The 14,033-nt window shown below is 72.0% G+C and carries 8 protein-coding genes; 2 read left to right on the top strand and 6 right to left on the bottom strand.

Annotated elements, in window-relative coordinates; translation table 11 throughout:
• Positions 1-1,338, bottom strand: coding sequence for an extracellular solute-binding protein (locus tag AB0B96_RS13750; RefSeq protein ID WP_350944669.1), 1,338 nt, complete (start codon positions 1,336-1,338; stop codon positions 1-3).
• Positions 1,339-1,545: 207 nt separating this feature from the next.
• On the opposite strand from AB0B96_RS13750, the gene AB0B96_RS13745 reads away from it, so the two are divergent.
• Together AB0B96_RS13745 and AB0B96_RS13740 are read left to right on the top strand one after the other, a co-directional pair.
• Positions 1,546-2,730 (top strand): ROK family transcriptional regulator, encoded by a 1,185-nt coding sequence (locus AB0B96_RS13745; protein ID WP_362898544.1) that lies wholly within the window; start codon positions 1,546-1,548, stop codon positions 2,728-2,730.
• A 146-nt stretch (positions 2,731-2,876) separates the two neighbouring features.
• Positions 2,877-3,521: a M15 family metallopeptidase gene (locus AB0B96_RS13740; RefSeq protein WP_362898542.1), complete on the top strand. Its 645-nt coding sequence runs from the start codon at positions 2,877-2,879 to the stop codon at positions 3,519-3,521.
• Between the two features lie 36 nt (positions 3,522-3,557).
• On the opposite strand, the gene AB0B96_RS13735 is transcribed toward AB0B96_RS13740, so the two are convergent.
• The 5 genes from AB0B96_RS13735 to AB0B96_RS13715 all read right to left on the bottom strand — a co-directional run bounded on the left by AB0B96_RS13735 (position 3,558) and on the right by AB0B96_RS13715 (position 13,818).
• The gene (locus AB0B96_RS13735; RefSeq protein ID WP_362898540.1) at positions 3,558-5,390 is read right to left on the bottom strand and encodes a N,N-dimethylformamidase beta subunit family domain-containing protein; all 1,833 of its coding nucleotides are present in this window, start codon (positions 5,388-5,390) and stop codon (positions 3,558-3,560) included.
• Positions 5,387-6,808 carry a hypothetical protein gene (locus AB0B96_RS13730; RefSeq protein WP_362898538.1) on the bottom strand — a complete coding sequence of 474 codons (1,422 nt, stop codon included), beginning with the start codon at positions 6,806-6,808 and terminating at the stop codon, positions 5,387-5,389. Before AB0B96_RS13730 ends, AB0B96_RS13735 begins: the two co-directional genes overlap by 4 nt.
• 25 nt (positions 6,809-6,833) lie before the next feature.
• On the bottom strand, positions 6,834-7,085 hold the full coding sequence (locus AB0B96_RS13725; RefSeq protein ID WP_362898536.1) for an acyl carrier protein: 252 nt from the start codon (positions 7,083-7,085) through the stop codon (positions 6,834-6,836).
• A gap of 75 nt (positions 7,086-7,160) precedes the next feature.
• Positions 7,161-7,334 carry an MbtH family protein gene (locus AB0B96_RS13720; RefSeq protein WP_350944658.1) on the bottom strand — a complete coding sequence of 58 codons (174 nt, stop codon included), beginning with the start codon at positions 7,332-7,334 and terminating at the stop codon, positions 7,161-7,163.
• Between the two features lies 1 nt (position 7,335).
• A complete protein-coding gene (locus tag AB0B96_RS13715; protein WP_362898534.1) occupies positions 7,336-13,818 on the bottom strand; it encodes an amino acid adenylation domain-containing protein in 6,483 nt (2,160 codons plus the stop codon).
• Positions 13,819-14,033: the final 215 nt, after the last annotated feature.

The following is a 14,033-nucleotide window of genomic DNA, read 5'->3' as shown; positions in this document are numbered from 1 at the left end:
TTACTGGTTCAGGATCTCTTCGAGTTCCTTGTTGGCGTCGGTCAGCGCGGTGTCGACGTCCTTCTTACCCTCGATGACCGAGCGGGCCGCGCTCTGCAGGACCGCCTTGGTGTCGTTCGCCTCGGCCCAGTTGGTGTCGTTCGGGAAGCCCTTGGCGACCTTGAAGGTCTCGGCGAACGGCGCCTGCACCGGGTCGGCGGCGTACTCGGCCAGAGCCTCGGGGTAGAGCGGCAGCAGACCGCCCTCCTTGGCGTAGCGGGTGCCGAACTCCTTGCCGGCGGCGAGCTTGACGTACTCGGCGGACAGCTCGGCGTTCTTGGTGTCCTTCCAGATGGCGATGTCGTTGCCGCCCTGGAAGGCCGGGGCCGGGCCGCTGCCGTCCTTGGCCGGGAGCGAGAAGAAGGCCATCTTCGAGTCGTCGACCTTGCCGCCGCTCTGCTCCTTGATGGTGGTGATGTCCCAGCCGCCGGTCACGTACATGCCGACCTTGCTGTTGGCGAAGCGGGTCGCGATGTCCACCGAGTTCTGGGTGAGGGCGGACTTGCGCGAGACGCCGTGCTTGGTCACCAGGTCGGTGTAGTACTGGAAGCCCTCCTTGAAGCCGGGGTCGGTCAGCTTGCCGACCCACTTGCCGCCCTCGAAGGCGGCGAAGTCGCCACCGGCCGACCAGACGAACGGCGAGAGCGACATGTTGGCGTCGGAACCGCCGTTGAAGGCGAAGCCGTCGACGTCCTTGCCCTTCTCCGCGACGATCTTCTTGCCCGCCGCGACGAGGTCCTCCCAGGTCTTGGGGACCTCGATCTTCAGGTCCTCGAACCAGTCCTTGCGGTAGAGGACGGCGCGGGTGCCGCCACCCCACGGGGCGGCGTAGATCTTGCCGTCCACCGTCTCGTAGCCCCACAGGTTCTGCGGGATCTGCTGGAAGTCGGGTGCGCTCTTGACGACGTCGGTGATGTCGGTCAGCGCGTCCTGCGCGACCCAGGCGGCGACCTGGTCGTTGCCGAACTCGGTGACGTCGGGGCCCTCGCCGCCGGCGAGGGCGGCGGTCCACTTGGCCTGCGCGTCGGGCCAGGGGACCCACTGGACCTTGACGTCTGCGCCGGTGGTCTCCTTGAACTTGGCGTTCAGGTCGGCCATCAGCTTGTCCTGCTTCTCGTCCGGAGCGCCGAGGCGCCAGACGGTCAGCGTCTGACCTGCGAACTTGGGGCCGGACGCGGCGGGGGCCGTCGCGTCGGAGCCGGCGGCCGGAGCGGCAGGCTCGCTGCTGCCACACGCGGCGAGACCCAGGGCGAGGGCGGCCGTGGTGGCCGTCGTGGTGGCGATTCTCGCGAACTTCACTGGAGTTCTCCCTTTCAGGCTTTCGCCGGGGTTTGCGCTCATCTGTTATGGCCGGGGTCCCCGTGACCCTCTGCACTCAATGGGAGCTGTCGGGTTTACCGCAACCCGCGGCTCCGATCGCTTGCCTGCGGGCTGACTAGGGTTAAACTAACAAGAAACTTTCTTAAAAGAAACGATCGTTAGCGGATCGTGACGGGGAGGACGACCTTGCCCACACGCCCGGGGACCCCCCGGCTGCTGCGCCAGCTCAACGACCGCGCAGCGCTGGAACTCCTACTGTCCAGCGGCCCTCTCACCCGGGCCGAACTGGGAGAATATACCGGGCTCTCCAAGGTGACCGCCGGTCAGCTGCTGTCCAGACTCCAGGATCGCGGCCTCGTCGCGGTGGTCGGCGAGCAGGCGGGCGGACGCGGACCCAACGCCGCCCTCTACGGGGTGGTGCCCTCCTGCGCGTACGTGGCCGGGCTCGACGTGCTGCCGGACAGGATCAGCGCCGGGGTCGCCGACATCACCGGCACCCTCGTCGCCGAGGTCGCCGCGGATCCCAGCGGGCACGACGACCCGGTACGGCTCGTGCGGAGCGCGCTCGGCCAGGCGTGCGAGGCGGCGGGCATCGGCGTCGACCGGTTGCGCGCCTTCGTGATCGGCACCCGGGGCGTCGTCGACCCCGGCACTGGTGACGTGCGTTTCTCCTTCGACCTGCCCTCCTGGCACAACGGCGTGCTCGCCGAGCTCCGCCGCGACCTCGGGGTCCCGGTGACGATAGAGAACGACGTGAACCTGGCCGCGCTGGCCGAACGCGCGTACGGAGCGGCGCTGGGCGTCGACGACTTCGTGCTCGTCTGGGCGGGGGTCGGCCAGGGACTCGGCGTCATGCTGGGCGGACGGCTGCACCGCGGCTTCACCGGCGGCGCGGGCGAGATCGGCTGGCTCCCCGTCCCCGGCGAACCGCTCCCCACCGACGTGAGCGAGCCCCAGTCGGGCTCGTTCCAGCGCCTGGTCGGCGGTGACGCCGTGGCCGGGCTCGCGAGCGCCCACGGCATCGGCTTCGCCCCCGGGGCCGACCCCGACGCCGACTCCGTGGGAGAGCACGTCCGTACCGCCGTCGCCCAGGGTGCCGAGGCGTTCCTGGACGAGCTGGCCGGGCGGCTCGCCATCGGCGTCGCCGCCGTCGCGGTGGTCCTGGACCCCGGGCTCATCGTGCTCAGCGGCGACGTCGGCAGGGCCGGGGGAGACGCGCTCGCCGACAGGGTGCAGGACGCGGTGGCCCGGTTCTGCCCGAGCCGGCCCAGGGTCATGGTCTCCCGGGTCAGGGGAAACCCCGTGCTGCGCGGTGCCTTGGTGTCGGCGCTGCACCAGGCCCGTGAGCAGGTGTTCTCGGACACGGTCTGACGTCCCGCGCGATCTTGCCCGCTGTTCCCGGACACGGTCCGATATCCCGCACGATCTTGTCCGCCGCCGGGCCCACTCCCCGGTGCGCCCTCTCGCTCGTGGCGGGCGGGTCCGCGCACGGTGGTGCTTGGGGAAGAATTACGGTCATGCGCGACATCGTTCTGATCTCCGATGCCCGAGTCGTCTCGATCCCCGTCGAGGAGTCGGGCGAGCGGCTGGTGGATGTCCGGGGACGGCTGCGGATGGACGGGCGGCTCGCCGACCCCGCGGGAGCCTTCGCCCACCTCAGGCTCGGGCTGCTCACCCGGCTGGAGGAGGCCCAGGCGCAGCTGCCGGGGGGATACCGGCTGCTGATGGTGGAGGGGTACCGGCCACCGGCGACGCAGAAGGAGATCTTCGACGGCTACTCGGCGGAGCTCAAGACGCTGTATCCGGAAATGTCGCCCGCGGAGCTGCGAGCCGCGGCGAGCCGCTACGTCTCGCCCGTCGAGATCGCCCCGCACACCGCGGGAGCGGCGGTCGACCTCACCCTGTCCACCGAGGACGGGACCGAGGTCGACATGGGCACCCGGCTCAACGCCACCCCCGAGCAGAGCGACGGCGCCTGCTACACCGACGCCCCCGGGCTGTCCCCCGAGGCCCGCCACCACCGCAAGCTCCTCGGCACCGCCCTGGAGGCGGTAGGACTGGTCAACTACCCCACCGAGTGGTGGCACTGGTCCTACGGCGACCGCTACTGGGCCCTGGCCACCGGCTCCCCGGCCGCCCTCTACGGCCCGGTCTCCATCTGACCTCGTACGACACCGCCGGGCAGCGGTGCCTCGCGGTCACGGAGTGGATGCCGCATCCTTCAAAAGGTTCGCGCGCCGGAGCAGGGGGCGGTCGGCGGCGGTGCCGATCAGGGTGCCCGCGTGCCCGGTCAGCACGGTGCAGCCGCTCGCGTCGCACAGGTCGGTCCATCCGGCCGGGGTCGCCACCGGCAGTCGCGTGCGGATCCTGCCGTCCGCGTCCGCCAGGTACAGCCGGCCGTTCATCGCGGTCAGGGCCACGGCGCCGGAACCGGCCTCGACCAGGCTCCAGGCCGAGGTCTCCGGGTCGAGCAGCCACAGGCCGTCCGCGGCGGCGGCGAACAGCTCGCCGTTCACCATGCCCAGGCCGACCCCGTCGCGGGGCCCGTCGGCGAGGGTGATCCAGCCGTGCTCGGGGTCGCGGTAGACGAGCCGGTCGTCGGCGGTGAGACCGTACAGGCCGATCGGGTGGACGGCGGTGGCCTCCCTGGGGGTGGCGAGGGCGACGAGGGCGGGGGCGGTGCCGGCGGGGCGCCAGCGCAGGTTCTGGCCAGAGACCTCGCGGGCGAGCAGCGAGCCGCCGGAGGTGGCACCGTACAGCAGGGAGTCGAACACGGTCAGCGCCCGGATCTCGTCCGCGGCGCCGATGGTCTCCCAGTCGTCCGCGCGTATCGAGAGCCGGTCCAGCACGTTGCGGGTGATCCGGTCCACGACCGGGTCGTGCAGGGTGTTTCCCCAGTTCACGGTGGAGGCGGTGAAGACCGTCCCGGCGCCGAGGCCGAAGACGCCCATCGTCGCCATGCCACCCTGGCCGTACCGGTGCCAGTGGCGCAGGTCGGCGGTGGCGAGGATGACGAAGGACGGCGGGGTGCCGTCGCGTCCGGTGGCCACCGGCACGCCGTCCTCCTCGACGAAGTCGCAGGCGTCCGTCTCGTAGCCGATGGCGCCCTTGCCGAACGTGTCGCCCTCGTCCAGCTTGGTGCCCTCGAACACCCAGTGTTCGGGGAAGCGGACGGTGTAGGTCTCCTCGTGCATGAGCCGCATGTACGGGCCCCACGTCCCGGCGCCGCGCCGGAAGCTCACCCCGGTCAGGCCGTTCTCCGGGCGGTTCACCGGCGCGCTCGACCACTCGACCGTGGTGAGGGCGGGATCCACCGCGGCCATCGGGTCGGCGACCGCGTCGCGGTAGCAGACCATGGTGCGCCCCTCGTCCTCCAGCCGGAACTGCCACCAGCAGGTGTTGCCGGAGAAGACGGCCATGTTGCCGCCCCGGCGGACGAACTCCTCCACGCTGTCGCGCATCCCCGCCGACCAGTACTCGTCGTGTCCGCTGATCATCAGCAGCCGGTGACCGGAGAGCAGCTCGCGCCCGGAGTGCAGGTCCAGGGCCGAGCAGTAGTCGACGTCGTACCCGGCGGGGCCCAGCCAGCGGATCATGCCCTCCTCCCAGCGCTCGGGCGGCGGCCCGCCGCCCGGCCGGTCGAAGGAGACGCGCGCGGCGCGGGTCGGCTGCTCGGTCCAGTAGATGGACTCGCCGGGGATGCCCGCCCGGTTGTAGGCCTGCCAGGTCGGGAACGGGATCGACAGCAGGACCGGTGAGCGGGGACGGGCGGCCCGTACGACGAAGTAGACCTCGCTGCTCTCCTCGTCGGCGCTGAAGATCGCCCGGTAGAGCGAGCTGCGCCAGCCGGGGGAGACCCCCAGCGTCCACAGCGGCCCGGTGAACTCCCCGTCGAGCACGGCCAGGTCGGTGGCCACGTCCTCGACCAGCACCGAGCCGCGCAGCGGGGCGCGGGAGGCGCGGGCGAGATGGAAGCGGAGCGCGCCGCCCTGGACGCAGGACGTCGACTCGGCGTAGGCGTGGATCGTCAACCGACCGGCTCCAGCACCTCGCGGAACGCGGCCTCGACCAGCAAGGACTCCAGGTCGAGCAGGTAGCGTTCCATGGCGGGGCGGGAAAGACAGCCGGTGTCGGCGGTGAGCGAGACGCCCAGCCCGCCGGGCTCGTCGGTCACGTGCAGGCAGAAGCGGCAGTTGAGCCGTTCCTGGCTGAGCGGCCAGGTGAGGGTCGTCTCGTCCAGCGCCCGCCGCACGCTTCGCTCGTCGGGGGAGGCGTCCACCCGGTCGGTGAAGCGCATGTCGTTGAAGCAGCAGTACGGGTGGATCCGCACCCCCCGCTCCCGGCCGGCCCGCTCGGTGAGCCGGTCCCGGTCGTCCGGGTCGTGGTATGCGGACCGGTAGGCGCGCAGCGCGGCGGGCTTGGCCGCGCGCAGCAGCTCGGTGAAGCCGCCCTCGCGCAGGTCCAGCACGAACAGGCCCTCCTGGGAGAGCGTGGTGACCGCGTTGACGGTGTCGCCGCGGAAGCGGTTGCTCACGATCGGCAGCATCACGCCCAGGTCGTGGCCGGTCACCCTTCCGGCCAGCGCGGACGCGGCGGCGAGCAGGACGGTCGAGGTGGCCGCGCCGCGCACCGCGGCGATCCGCCGCACGGCCAGGTCCATCGCCCGGGAGACCAGGTGTGCCCGCCAGATCGGGGGATCCTCGGCGGCGCCGTCCGTCCGCCGCTCGAACACGGTCGGGGGGATGCGCCGGTACTCGCTCGCCCAGTGTTCCGCGGCCACCGCCGCGACCTTCAGACCGTGCTGCGAGCCCTGCCAGCGGGCCAGCTCCAGCGGTGAGGGCGGGGTCGGGCCGGGTACGGAGCCGCGCAGCAGGAGCAGCCGCAGGTCCGTGATCGCCACCTCGGCGCCGAGGCCGTCGGCCGCCAGGTGACAGAAGACGAGCACGATGTGGGTGACCTCGTCGCGGTCGACGACGAGCCCGATCCTGAGCGGCCATTCGCCGCCGTAGTCGAACGCGGTCTTCGCCAGCGCGTCCCGCAGCCGCTCGGGGTCGCCCTCCGACACGGTGACCGGGATGGAGCCGTCGGCGATGAGCACCTGCCACGGCTCCGCGCCGTCGTTTGCGCGGGAGCCGCCTTCGCGGGGTGTCGTGCCGCTCGCGTGGACCGCCTTTCCGTACGGCGTCGTGCCGCCCGCGTGCGCCGCGTTCCCGTGCGGCGCCTCGCCGAGCCTGGTGCGCAGGGACTCGTGCCGTTCCACCAGGGTGCGCAGCACCTCGGCCGCTCCCGCCACGGTGAGCGGCCTGGCTCTCCTGGGTACGGCGAGCACGCGGCCGAAGTTGAAGTAGTGGTCGTCCGGTGCCGTCTTTCTGATCGTGTCCCAGATGGCCCGCTGCCCCCAGGTCAGCGGTGCCATTCCCGAGCGGCTCCCCGAGAACCGGATGTCCATGTGTCTCCCCCGTTCGGAGCTGGGTTCAGGAACGCGCGCGTCGCGCCTCGTTGATGTGGCGTTCCAGCGCGTCGAGGTCGTCGAGCAGGTCGAACCCGTCGCCGGACAGGTCGATCTCGATCCCGAACTCGGTCTCCACCGCGTCGATCAGCCGCATCTGCGCCAGGGAGGTGACCCCCAGCGCGGACAGCGGGACCGTGGCGGCGAGTGCCTCCCCGGCCGTGACCGCTCCGTCGGACGCCGAGGCGACCATCGCCGCCAGCCGTTCCCTAACCATTGCGGGCCCCTCTCCTGCGGTCTCCGGCGCCGCTCGCCGGGATCCGGATCCAGTTGTCGAACATTTCCGGACTTTTCATGAACTTCTCGCGCTGAGCGGGCGCAGGTCGGTCCAGACGCGGTCGATGTGGGCGAGGCACTCCTCCTTGCTGCCGGAGACGCCCTCCTCTCGCCAGCCGTCGGGAAGGTCCCGGCCGTCCGGCCAGATCGAGTACTGCTCCTCGTGGTTGACCACGACGCGGTGACCCATCTCAGCTCCCGGTTTTCATGAGGCGCTCGGCCTCCTCGTCGGACATCTCAGCCAGCTCGGCGACGAGCAGCTCCTCCACCGCCGCCGCGAGGTCGGCCACGGTGCTTCTGGCGAACAGGGTGCGGATCGGCACCTCCACCTCGACGGCGGCGCGGAGCCTGGCGACGGCACGGGTGGCGAGCAGCGAGTGCCCGCCCAGCGCGAAGAAGTCGTCGAAGGCGCCGACCTCCTCGACGCCCAGCACCTCGCCGAAGATCTCGGCCACCAGCTCCTCGGCGTCACCGCGCGGGGCGGTCCTCGTCCGGGAGCCGGCCTCGGGCGCGGGCAGCGCGGCCCGGTCGAGCTTGCCGTTCGCGGTCAGCGGCAGGACGGCGAGACTCACCCAGGCGGCCGGGACCATGTAGGCGGGCAACGTCGCCGCCAGGTATCCGGCCAGCTCGTCTCCCGTGGCCGTGCCGACGACGTAGCCGACCAGCGTCTCCCCGCGGACCGCCACCGCCGCCTGGCCGACGCCCGGGTGGGCGAGCAGCCGCGCCTCGATCTCGCCGAGTTCGATCCGGAAGCCGCGTACCTTGACCTGGTCGTCCAGGCGGCCCAGGAACTCCAGCCGCCCGTCGGACCGCCAGCGCGCCAGGTCGCCGGTCCGGTAGATCCGCTCTCCGCCGAGGGCACCGGGGACACCGGGATCACCGGAGACACCGAGGGTGGGGAAGCGCTCGCCCGTGAGGTCCGGTCTGCCCAGGTAGCCGACGGCCACCCCGGCCCCGCCGACGCACAGCTCACCCGGCGCTCCCGGCGGCACGGCCTCACCGGAGCCGTCCAGAAGCAGGACCGAGGTGTCGGCGATCGGGACGCCGATGGGCGGGCGTCCGGGGGAGCCGTCCAGTTCGGCGGCGGTGGCGATGATCGTCGCCTCGGTCGGGCCGTAGGTGTTGATCAGCCGCACCCTGTCGCCGAAGCGTTCCCGCCAGCGGGTCACGGCCGCCTCGTGCACCTGCTCGCCGCCGAGGATCACCAGCCGCAGCGTCGGCGGCCAGGAGATCTCGTCGATGTCGTCGACCAGCGCGTGCCAGTACGCGGTCGGCAGGTCGAGCACGGTGACCTGGTCGAGGTGGTCGGGCAGGGTGACGCCGCCCTCGGGCAGCAACTCCAGCCGGGCCCCGGCGGCCAGCGCCGGATAGATCTCCTCGGCGTGGGTGTCGAAGCTCAGCGAGGCGAACTGGACCACCCGGTCTTCGGGGCCCAGCTCGTACGCCTCGCGCATCCACGCGACGCGGGCGGCCAGGTTGTGGTGCGAGACCACGACCCCCTTGGGCGTTCCGGTGGATCCGGAGGTGTAGATCACGTAAGCGGCCGAGCCGGGCGCGGGGACGTTCACCGTGCCGTTCAGCATGGCGGGAGGGCGTTCGTTCGTGTGCGCGCGTGGCGTTCCAGGCGGCAGGCGGTCGCCCAGGTCCGCCGAGGTGAGGACGAGGGAGGCGGCGCTGTCGTCCAGCATAAAGGCGAGCCGCTCGGCGGGATGGTCCGGGTCGAGCGGCAGGTAGGCCGCCCCCGCCCGCCAGACGGCGAGCAGGGCCGCGACGGCGTCGGGCGACCTGTCCAGGCAGACGCCGACCACGTCGCCGGGCACGACCCCCCGCCCCCGCAGCAGCGCCGCGAGCTCGTCCGCGCGGGCATCCAGGTCGGCGTAGCCGAGCGTGGCGCCCCCGCATCCGATCGCCGTCGCGTCCGGCGTGTCCCGTACGGTCGCCGCGAACAGGGCGGGCACCGGGAGCGCGGGTGGTCGCGCGGGTCCCCGCGAGAGGCGCCGCAGCAGGGCGTCGTCCTCCCCGGTGCGCAACGGAAGCTCGGAGATCCGGTCGCCGGACGCCTCCGGCAGCGCGGTGAGCAGCAGGCGGAACCGCGCGGCCATCGCCTCGATCGTGGACCGGTCGAACAGTTCGGCGTCGTAGACGAAGCTGAGCGTGAGCTCGTGCTCGTCCTGCCATGCCTCCAGCATCAGTTCGAGCTTGGCCTGCCGCATGCCGTGTTCGAACCCCGTCGTGGTCAGCCCCGCGAAGGCGTCGCGGGGCCGGCCGACGTCCTGGGTGTGCAGGATGAGCATGGTCTGGAACAGCGGCGTGCGGGTGAGGTCGCGCTCGACCCTCAGGGCCGCCACCAGCTCCTCGAACGGCACGCCCTGGTGGGAGAAGGCGTCCAGGACGCCGATCTGGGTCTCACGGAGCAGCTCGGCGAAGGTGGGGTCGGCCGACAGGTCGCCGCGCATGACCAGGGTGTCGCTGAGATAGCCCACGACCGGTTCGAGCTGGACCCGGTCCCGGCCCGCGGTGGCCGTACCGACCAGGATGTCGCTGTGCCCGGTGTGCCGTGACAGCAGGACCTGGTAGGCGGCGAGCAGGACCATGAACATGGTCGCGCCGTGCTCCCTGCCCAGCCGGGCGAGGGCGGCGGCCTCCGCCGCGTCCAGCCGGACGTTCGCCACGTCGCCGCGCCTGGCGGCACCCGCGGTGCGCGGCCGGTCGACCGGAAGGTCCAGCGGGGTGGGGTCGGCGAGCCTGTCCCGCCAGTAGCCGAGCAGGTCGCCGAGATCGCGCCCGCGCTGCCAGAGGGCGACGTCGCCGAACTGGAGCGGGACCGGCGGCAGGGCGCCGGCGCCGGAGTACAGGTGCGACACCTCGTCGAAGATGAGGTTGAGCGACCAGCCGTCGCCGAGGATGTGGTGCAGCACGACGCACAGGACGTGGTCGTCCTCGGCGATCCTGATCAGTGTGACCCGCAGCGGCGGCCTGGCGCCCAGCTCGAAGGGCGCGTTGGTCAGGGTCGCGACCAGCTCCAACGCCCCGGCCTCGCCCGCCGCGTCCGTCTCCTCGACAGCCACCGGCCCCGGCGGGTCGACGACCACGACCGGCACCCCGTCCACCTCGGGAAAGCGGGTGCGCAGGCTCTCGTGCCTCGCGACGGTCCCGGCGAGGGCGCCGGCGAGCGCGTTCCGGTCCAGTGGCCCGCGCAGCCGCCTGACCAGGCACATGTTGTACGACGCGTCATCGGGATCGAGCCGGTTGAGGAACCAGAGCCGCTCCTGCCCGAAGGAGAGCGGCGGGACGGTTCCCTCCGGCCGAGGTCGCGGCCCGTCGCTCCTGTCGCCGGACGCGGTGGCGATCGGTTCTGCCACGGACGCGGTGGCGATCAGGTCCGCCACGGACGCGGTGGCGATCAGATCCGCCAGCGCGGCGACCGTCGGCCGCAGGAACACCTCCCGCACGGGCACCTCCATCCCGGACAGCGCCGTCAGCCGCGCGGTGACCATGGTGGCCAGCAGCGAGTGGCCGCCGAGGGTGAAGAAGTCGTCGTACGCCCCGACCTCCGCGGTCCCGAGCACTTCGGCGAAGACCTGCGCGACCATCCGTTCGCCCGGGGTGCGGGGGGCGATCGCGTCCGGTGAGGGCGCCGCGTCCACGTCGGGGAGCGCGTTGCGGTCGACCTTCCCGTTGGGGGTGAGCGGCAGCGTCTCCACCTCGACGAACACACTGGGCACCATGTAGCCGGGCAGCTCGCGCGCGGCGTGTTCCCGAAGGCCGTCGAGCGCGCCCGCGCCCTGCGCGCGGCCCGTTTCCGTGCCGTCCGTTCCCACGTGACCTGCTCCGAACCCGCCTGTTTCCGCGCGGCCCGTTTCCGTGCCGTCCGGTCCGGTGGCCGCGGTGTCCGCGTCCGTCTCAGAGAGAGCGGCGGGTACGGCGAAGGCGACCAGGCGGTCTCCGCGCACCACGACGACCGCCTGCCGCACGCCGGGGCAGGCGTCGAGCACGGCCTCGATCTCGCCCAGCTCGATACGGTGACCCCGCAGCTTGACCTGGTTGTCGGTCCGGCCGAGAAACTCCAGGGTGCCGTCGTTACGCAGGCGGACACGGTCTCCCGTCCGATAGTGTCGCGAACCGCCGGGGCCGGGGACGAAGCGCTCAGCGGTCAGGGCGGGGCGGCCGAGGTAACCGGTCGCGACCCCCTCGCCGCCGATGAGCAGCTCCCCGGCCACCCCGATCGGGCACGACCCGCCGCCGAGGTCGACGACGTGGACGACGGTGTTGGCGATCGGGCGGCCGATGACGATCTCGCCGGGGTCCTCGGGAACGTCCCAGGCCGTGGACCAGATGGTGGTCTCGGTCGGCCCGTAGACGTTGACGAGCCGGTCGACCCGGGGACGCAGCTCGCGGGCGAGCCGGGGGGCGAGCGGCTCGCCGCCGGTCAGGCCCACCACGCGCGGCAGGTCGCCGGTGAGCAGGACGCGCCACCCCGAGGGCGTCGCCTGGACGTGGGTCACGCCCTCGTCCCGCACGAGCCGGGCGAGCCGTACCCCGTCGCGGGCCGTCTCCGCGTCGGCGACGACCACCCGTCCTCCCGTCACCAGCGGCAGGTAGAGCTCCAGGGCGGAGATGTCGAACGACAGCGAGGTCAGCGCGAGCCACACGTCCTGCGGCGAGGACCGTACCAGGTCACGCATGGCCAGCAGGAAGTTGGTCAGTGCCCGGTGGGGTACCACGACGCCTTTCGGCCGGCCGGTGGATCCCGAGGTGTAGAGCACGTACGCGGTGTCGTCGGGAAGCGGCCGGGCGGGTGCCGCGGGGACCAGCGCGCCGGTCGCTGTGCCGGTCGCTGTGCCGGTCATTGGGCCGGTCGCCTCGCCCGTCACCGCGTCCGTCATCGGGGGGAGGTCGTCGAGGCCGGTCAGGACGAGCGCCGCCGCGGAGTCCTCGATCACGTACGAGACGCGGGCCTCGGGGTAGTCGGGGTCGACGGGAAGGTAGGCCGCGCCGCTCATCGCCACGCCCAGCAGGGCGACGAGCATGTCGGCGCCGCGCTCCATCCGGACCGCGACGAGTGAGCCGCGCCCGATCCCGGCCGCGCTCAGCCGCCCGGCCAGCTCCGCCGCCCGCCCGGCCAGCTCCGCGTACGTCAGTTCCCGCGCGGCGGGTCCGTCCACCGGCGCTCCCTCGCGCACCGGTTCGTTCGCGGTGAGCGGGGTGGTCCCGGCCGGCGTCGCGGCGGGGGCGGGTGTGGCGCGTACCGCGATCGCGTCGGGGGTCGCCGCGACCTGTTCGAGCAGCAGGTCGACGAGTGTGAGCTCCGGTAGTTCGGTCGCGGTGTCGTTCCACTCCTCCAGCAGGTCGAGCTCGGCGTCCGGCAGCATCCGCAGCGAGCTCACCGGAGCGCCCGGATCCGCCACGGCGGCCGTGAGCAGCTCCTGGAAGCGGGCGATGATCCGTTCCACGGTCTCGTGGTCGAACAGGTCGGTGCTGTAGATGGCGGTGCCGTTCAGGGCGCCGTCCTCGCCACGGTAGAGGTCCACCGAGAGGTCGAGCCGGGCGCGGGCCCAGCCGTTGGGGAAGTACGTGGCGTCGAGGCCGGGCAGCGGCTCGTCCGGTTCGCCGTGGGTGTGGAAGGCGAACAGGGTCTGGAACAGGGGAGTGCGGCTCAGGTCCCGTTCCACGTCGAGATCGGCCACGAGGCGCTCGAAGGGGACGTCCTGCCGCGAGAGCCCGTCCAGCACGACCCTGCGAGTGCGCCTGAGCAGCTCCTCGAAGGTGGGGTCGCCGGAGACGTCGCAGCGCAGGGCGAGGGTGGTCGAGAGGAAACCGATCATGGTCTCCAGTTCGGTGCTGCCGCGACCGGCCGAGGGGGTGCCCACGCAGAAGTCGCTCTGGCCGGTGTGCCGGTGCATCAGGACCTGGTAGGCGGAGAGCAGCACCATGAACGGTGTGCACCGGGTGCGGCGGGCGAGGTCGCCGATCGAGGCGGTCAGGTCGGGGGCGATCCGGAAGTCGACCTGGGCGCCCGCGCCGGTCCGCCGGGCCGGGCGCGGCCGGTCCGTGGGGAGTTCCAGGGGAGGCACCCCGGCCAGCCGCTCGGTCCACCAGCGCAGCTCGGAGTCCTCGGGACGCTGGGCGCGGGCGTACTCGCCGTACTGCAGGGGCAGTTCGGGCAGCGGGGCGCCGCCCCGGCTTCCGTAGTGGACGGCGACCTCGGAGCGGAGCACGCTCAGCGACCAGCCGTCGCCGTTGATGTGGTGCAGGACGACGCAGAGCACGTGATCGGCGGGGCCGAGCTCGATCAGCGAGACGCGGAACGGCGGCGCGGCGGCCAGGTCGAAGGCCGTGTTGGTGAGCGTCGAGACCAGAGCCGCGGCTTCCCGCTCGCCGGGGGCGGTGAGGTGCTCGACCGTCACCGGCGACGGCGGCTCGACGATCGCGACGGCCTCCCCGGCCACTTCACGGAACCGGGTCCTCAGGCTCTCGTGCCGTGCCGCCACGGCGGTGAAAGCAGCGGCCAAAGCGATCTTGTCAAGGCGACCTTTCAACCTGTAAACATAGGATGTGTTGTAGGCCGAGTCGCTGGGGTCGAGCTTGTGGAGAAACCAAAGCCGTTGCTGACCGTACGACAGGGGGTATTCCGTCCCTGTTTGACCGGTTGGAACGGTCTCCGGTGGGAACACAAAGGGCTCCTTTGTCGGCCACGGGCCCGTTAGTTCACGCAATCGCGTTGGAGGTTGGTACGCAAAAAACCCACTCTGTGCCTATTTGACCAGTTAAGTGGGCGTCGGGAAAGGTCTCTTTCTGGAAAGAAACCTTTCAGTTAGCTCCGCGGTCGTCAGTGTTACACCTTCGTCCTGAGGGCGCAAGGGTCACTTTCGCGCGTTTTCAGTTCCTT

The sequence above is a fragment of the Streptosporangium sp. NPDC049046 genome (assembly GCF_040649155.1).
Lineage (GTDB): Bacteria > Actinomycetota > Actinomycetes > Streptosporangiales > Streptosporangiaceae > Streptosporangium.
Note: the sequence above shows the minus strand (reverse complement) of the source record. Positions and strands in the feature narration are given on the sequence as shown.

Excerpts from the sequence above, each read along its gene's own strand:
- AB0B96_RS13720 (WP_350944658.1), bottom strand. The coding sequence starts at position 7,334 with ATGGGTCACCGCGTCGTGGTCAACCACGAGGAGCAGTACTCGATCTGG.
- AB0B96_RS13740 (WP_362898542.1), top strand. The coding sequence starts at position 2,877 with ATGCGCGACATCGTTCTGATCTCCGATGCCCGAGTCGTCTCGATCCCC.
- AB0B96_RS13725 (WP_362898536.1), bottom strand. The coding sequence starts at position 7,085 with ATGGTTAGGGAACGGCTGGCGGCGATGGTCGCCTCGGCGTCCGACGGA.
- AB0B96_RS13730 (WP_362898538.1), bottom strand. The coding sequence starts at position 6,808 with ATGGACATCCGGTTCTCGGGGAGCCGCTCGGGAATGGCACCGCTGACC.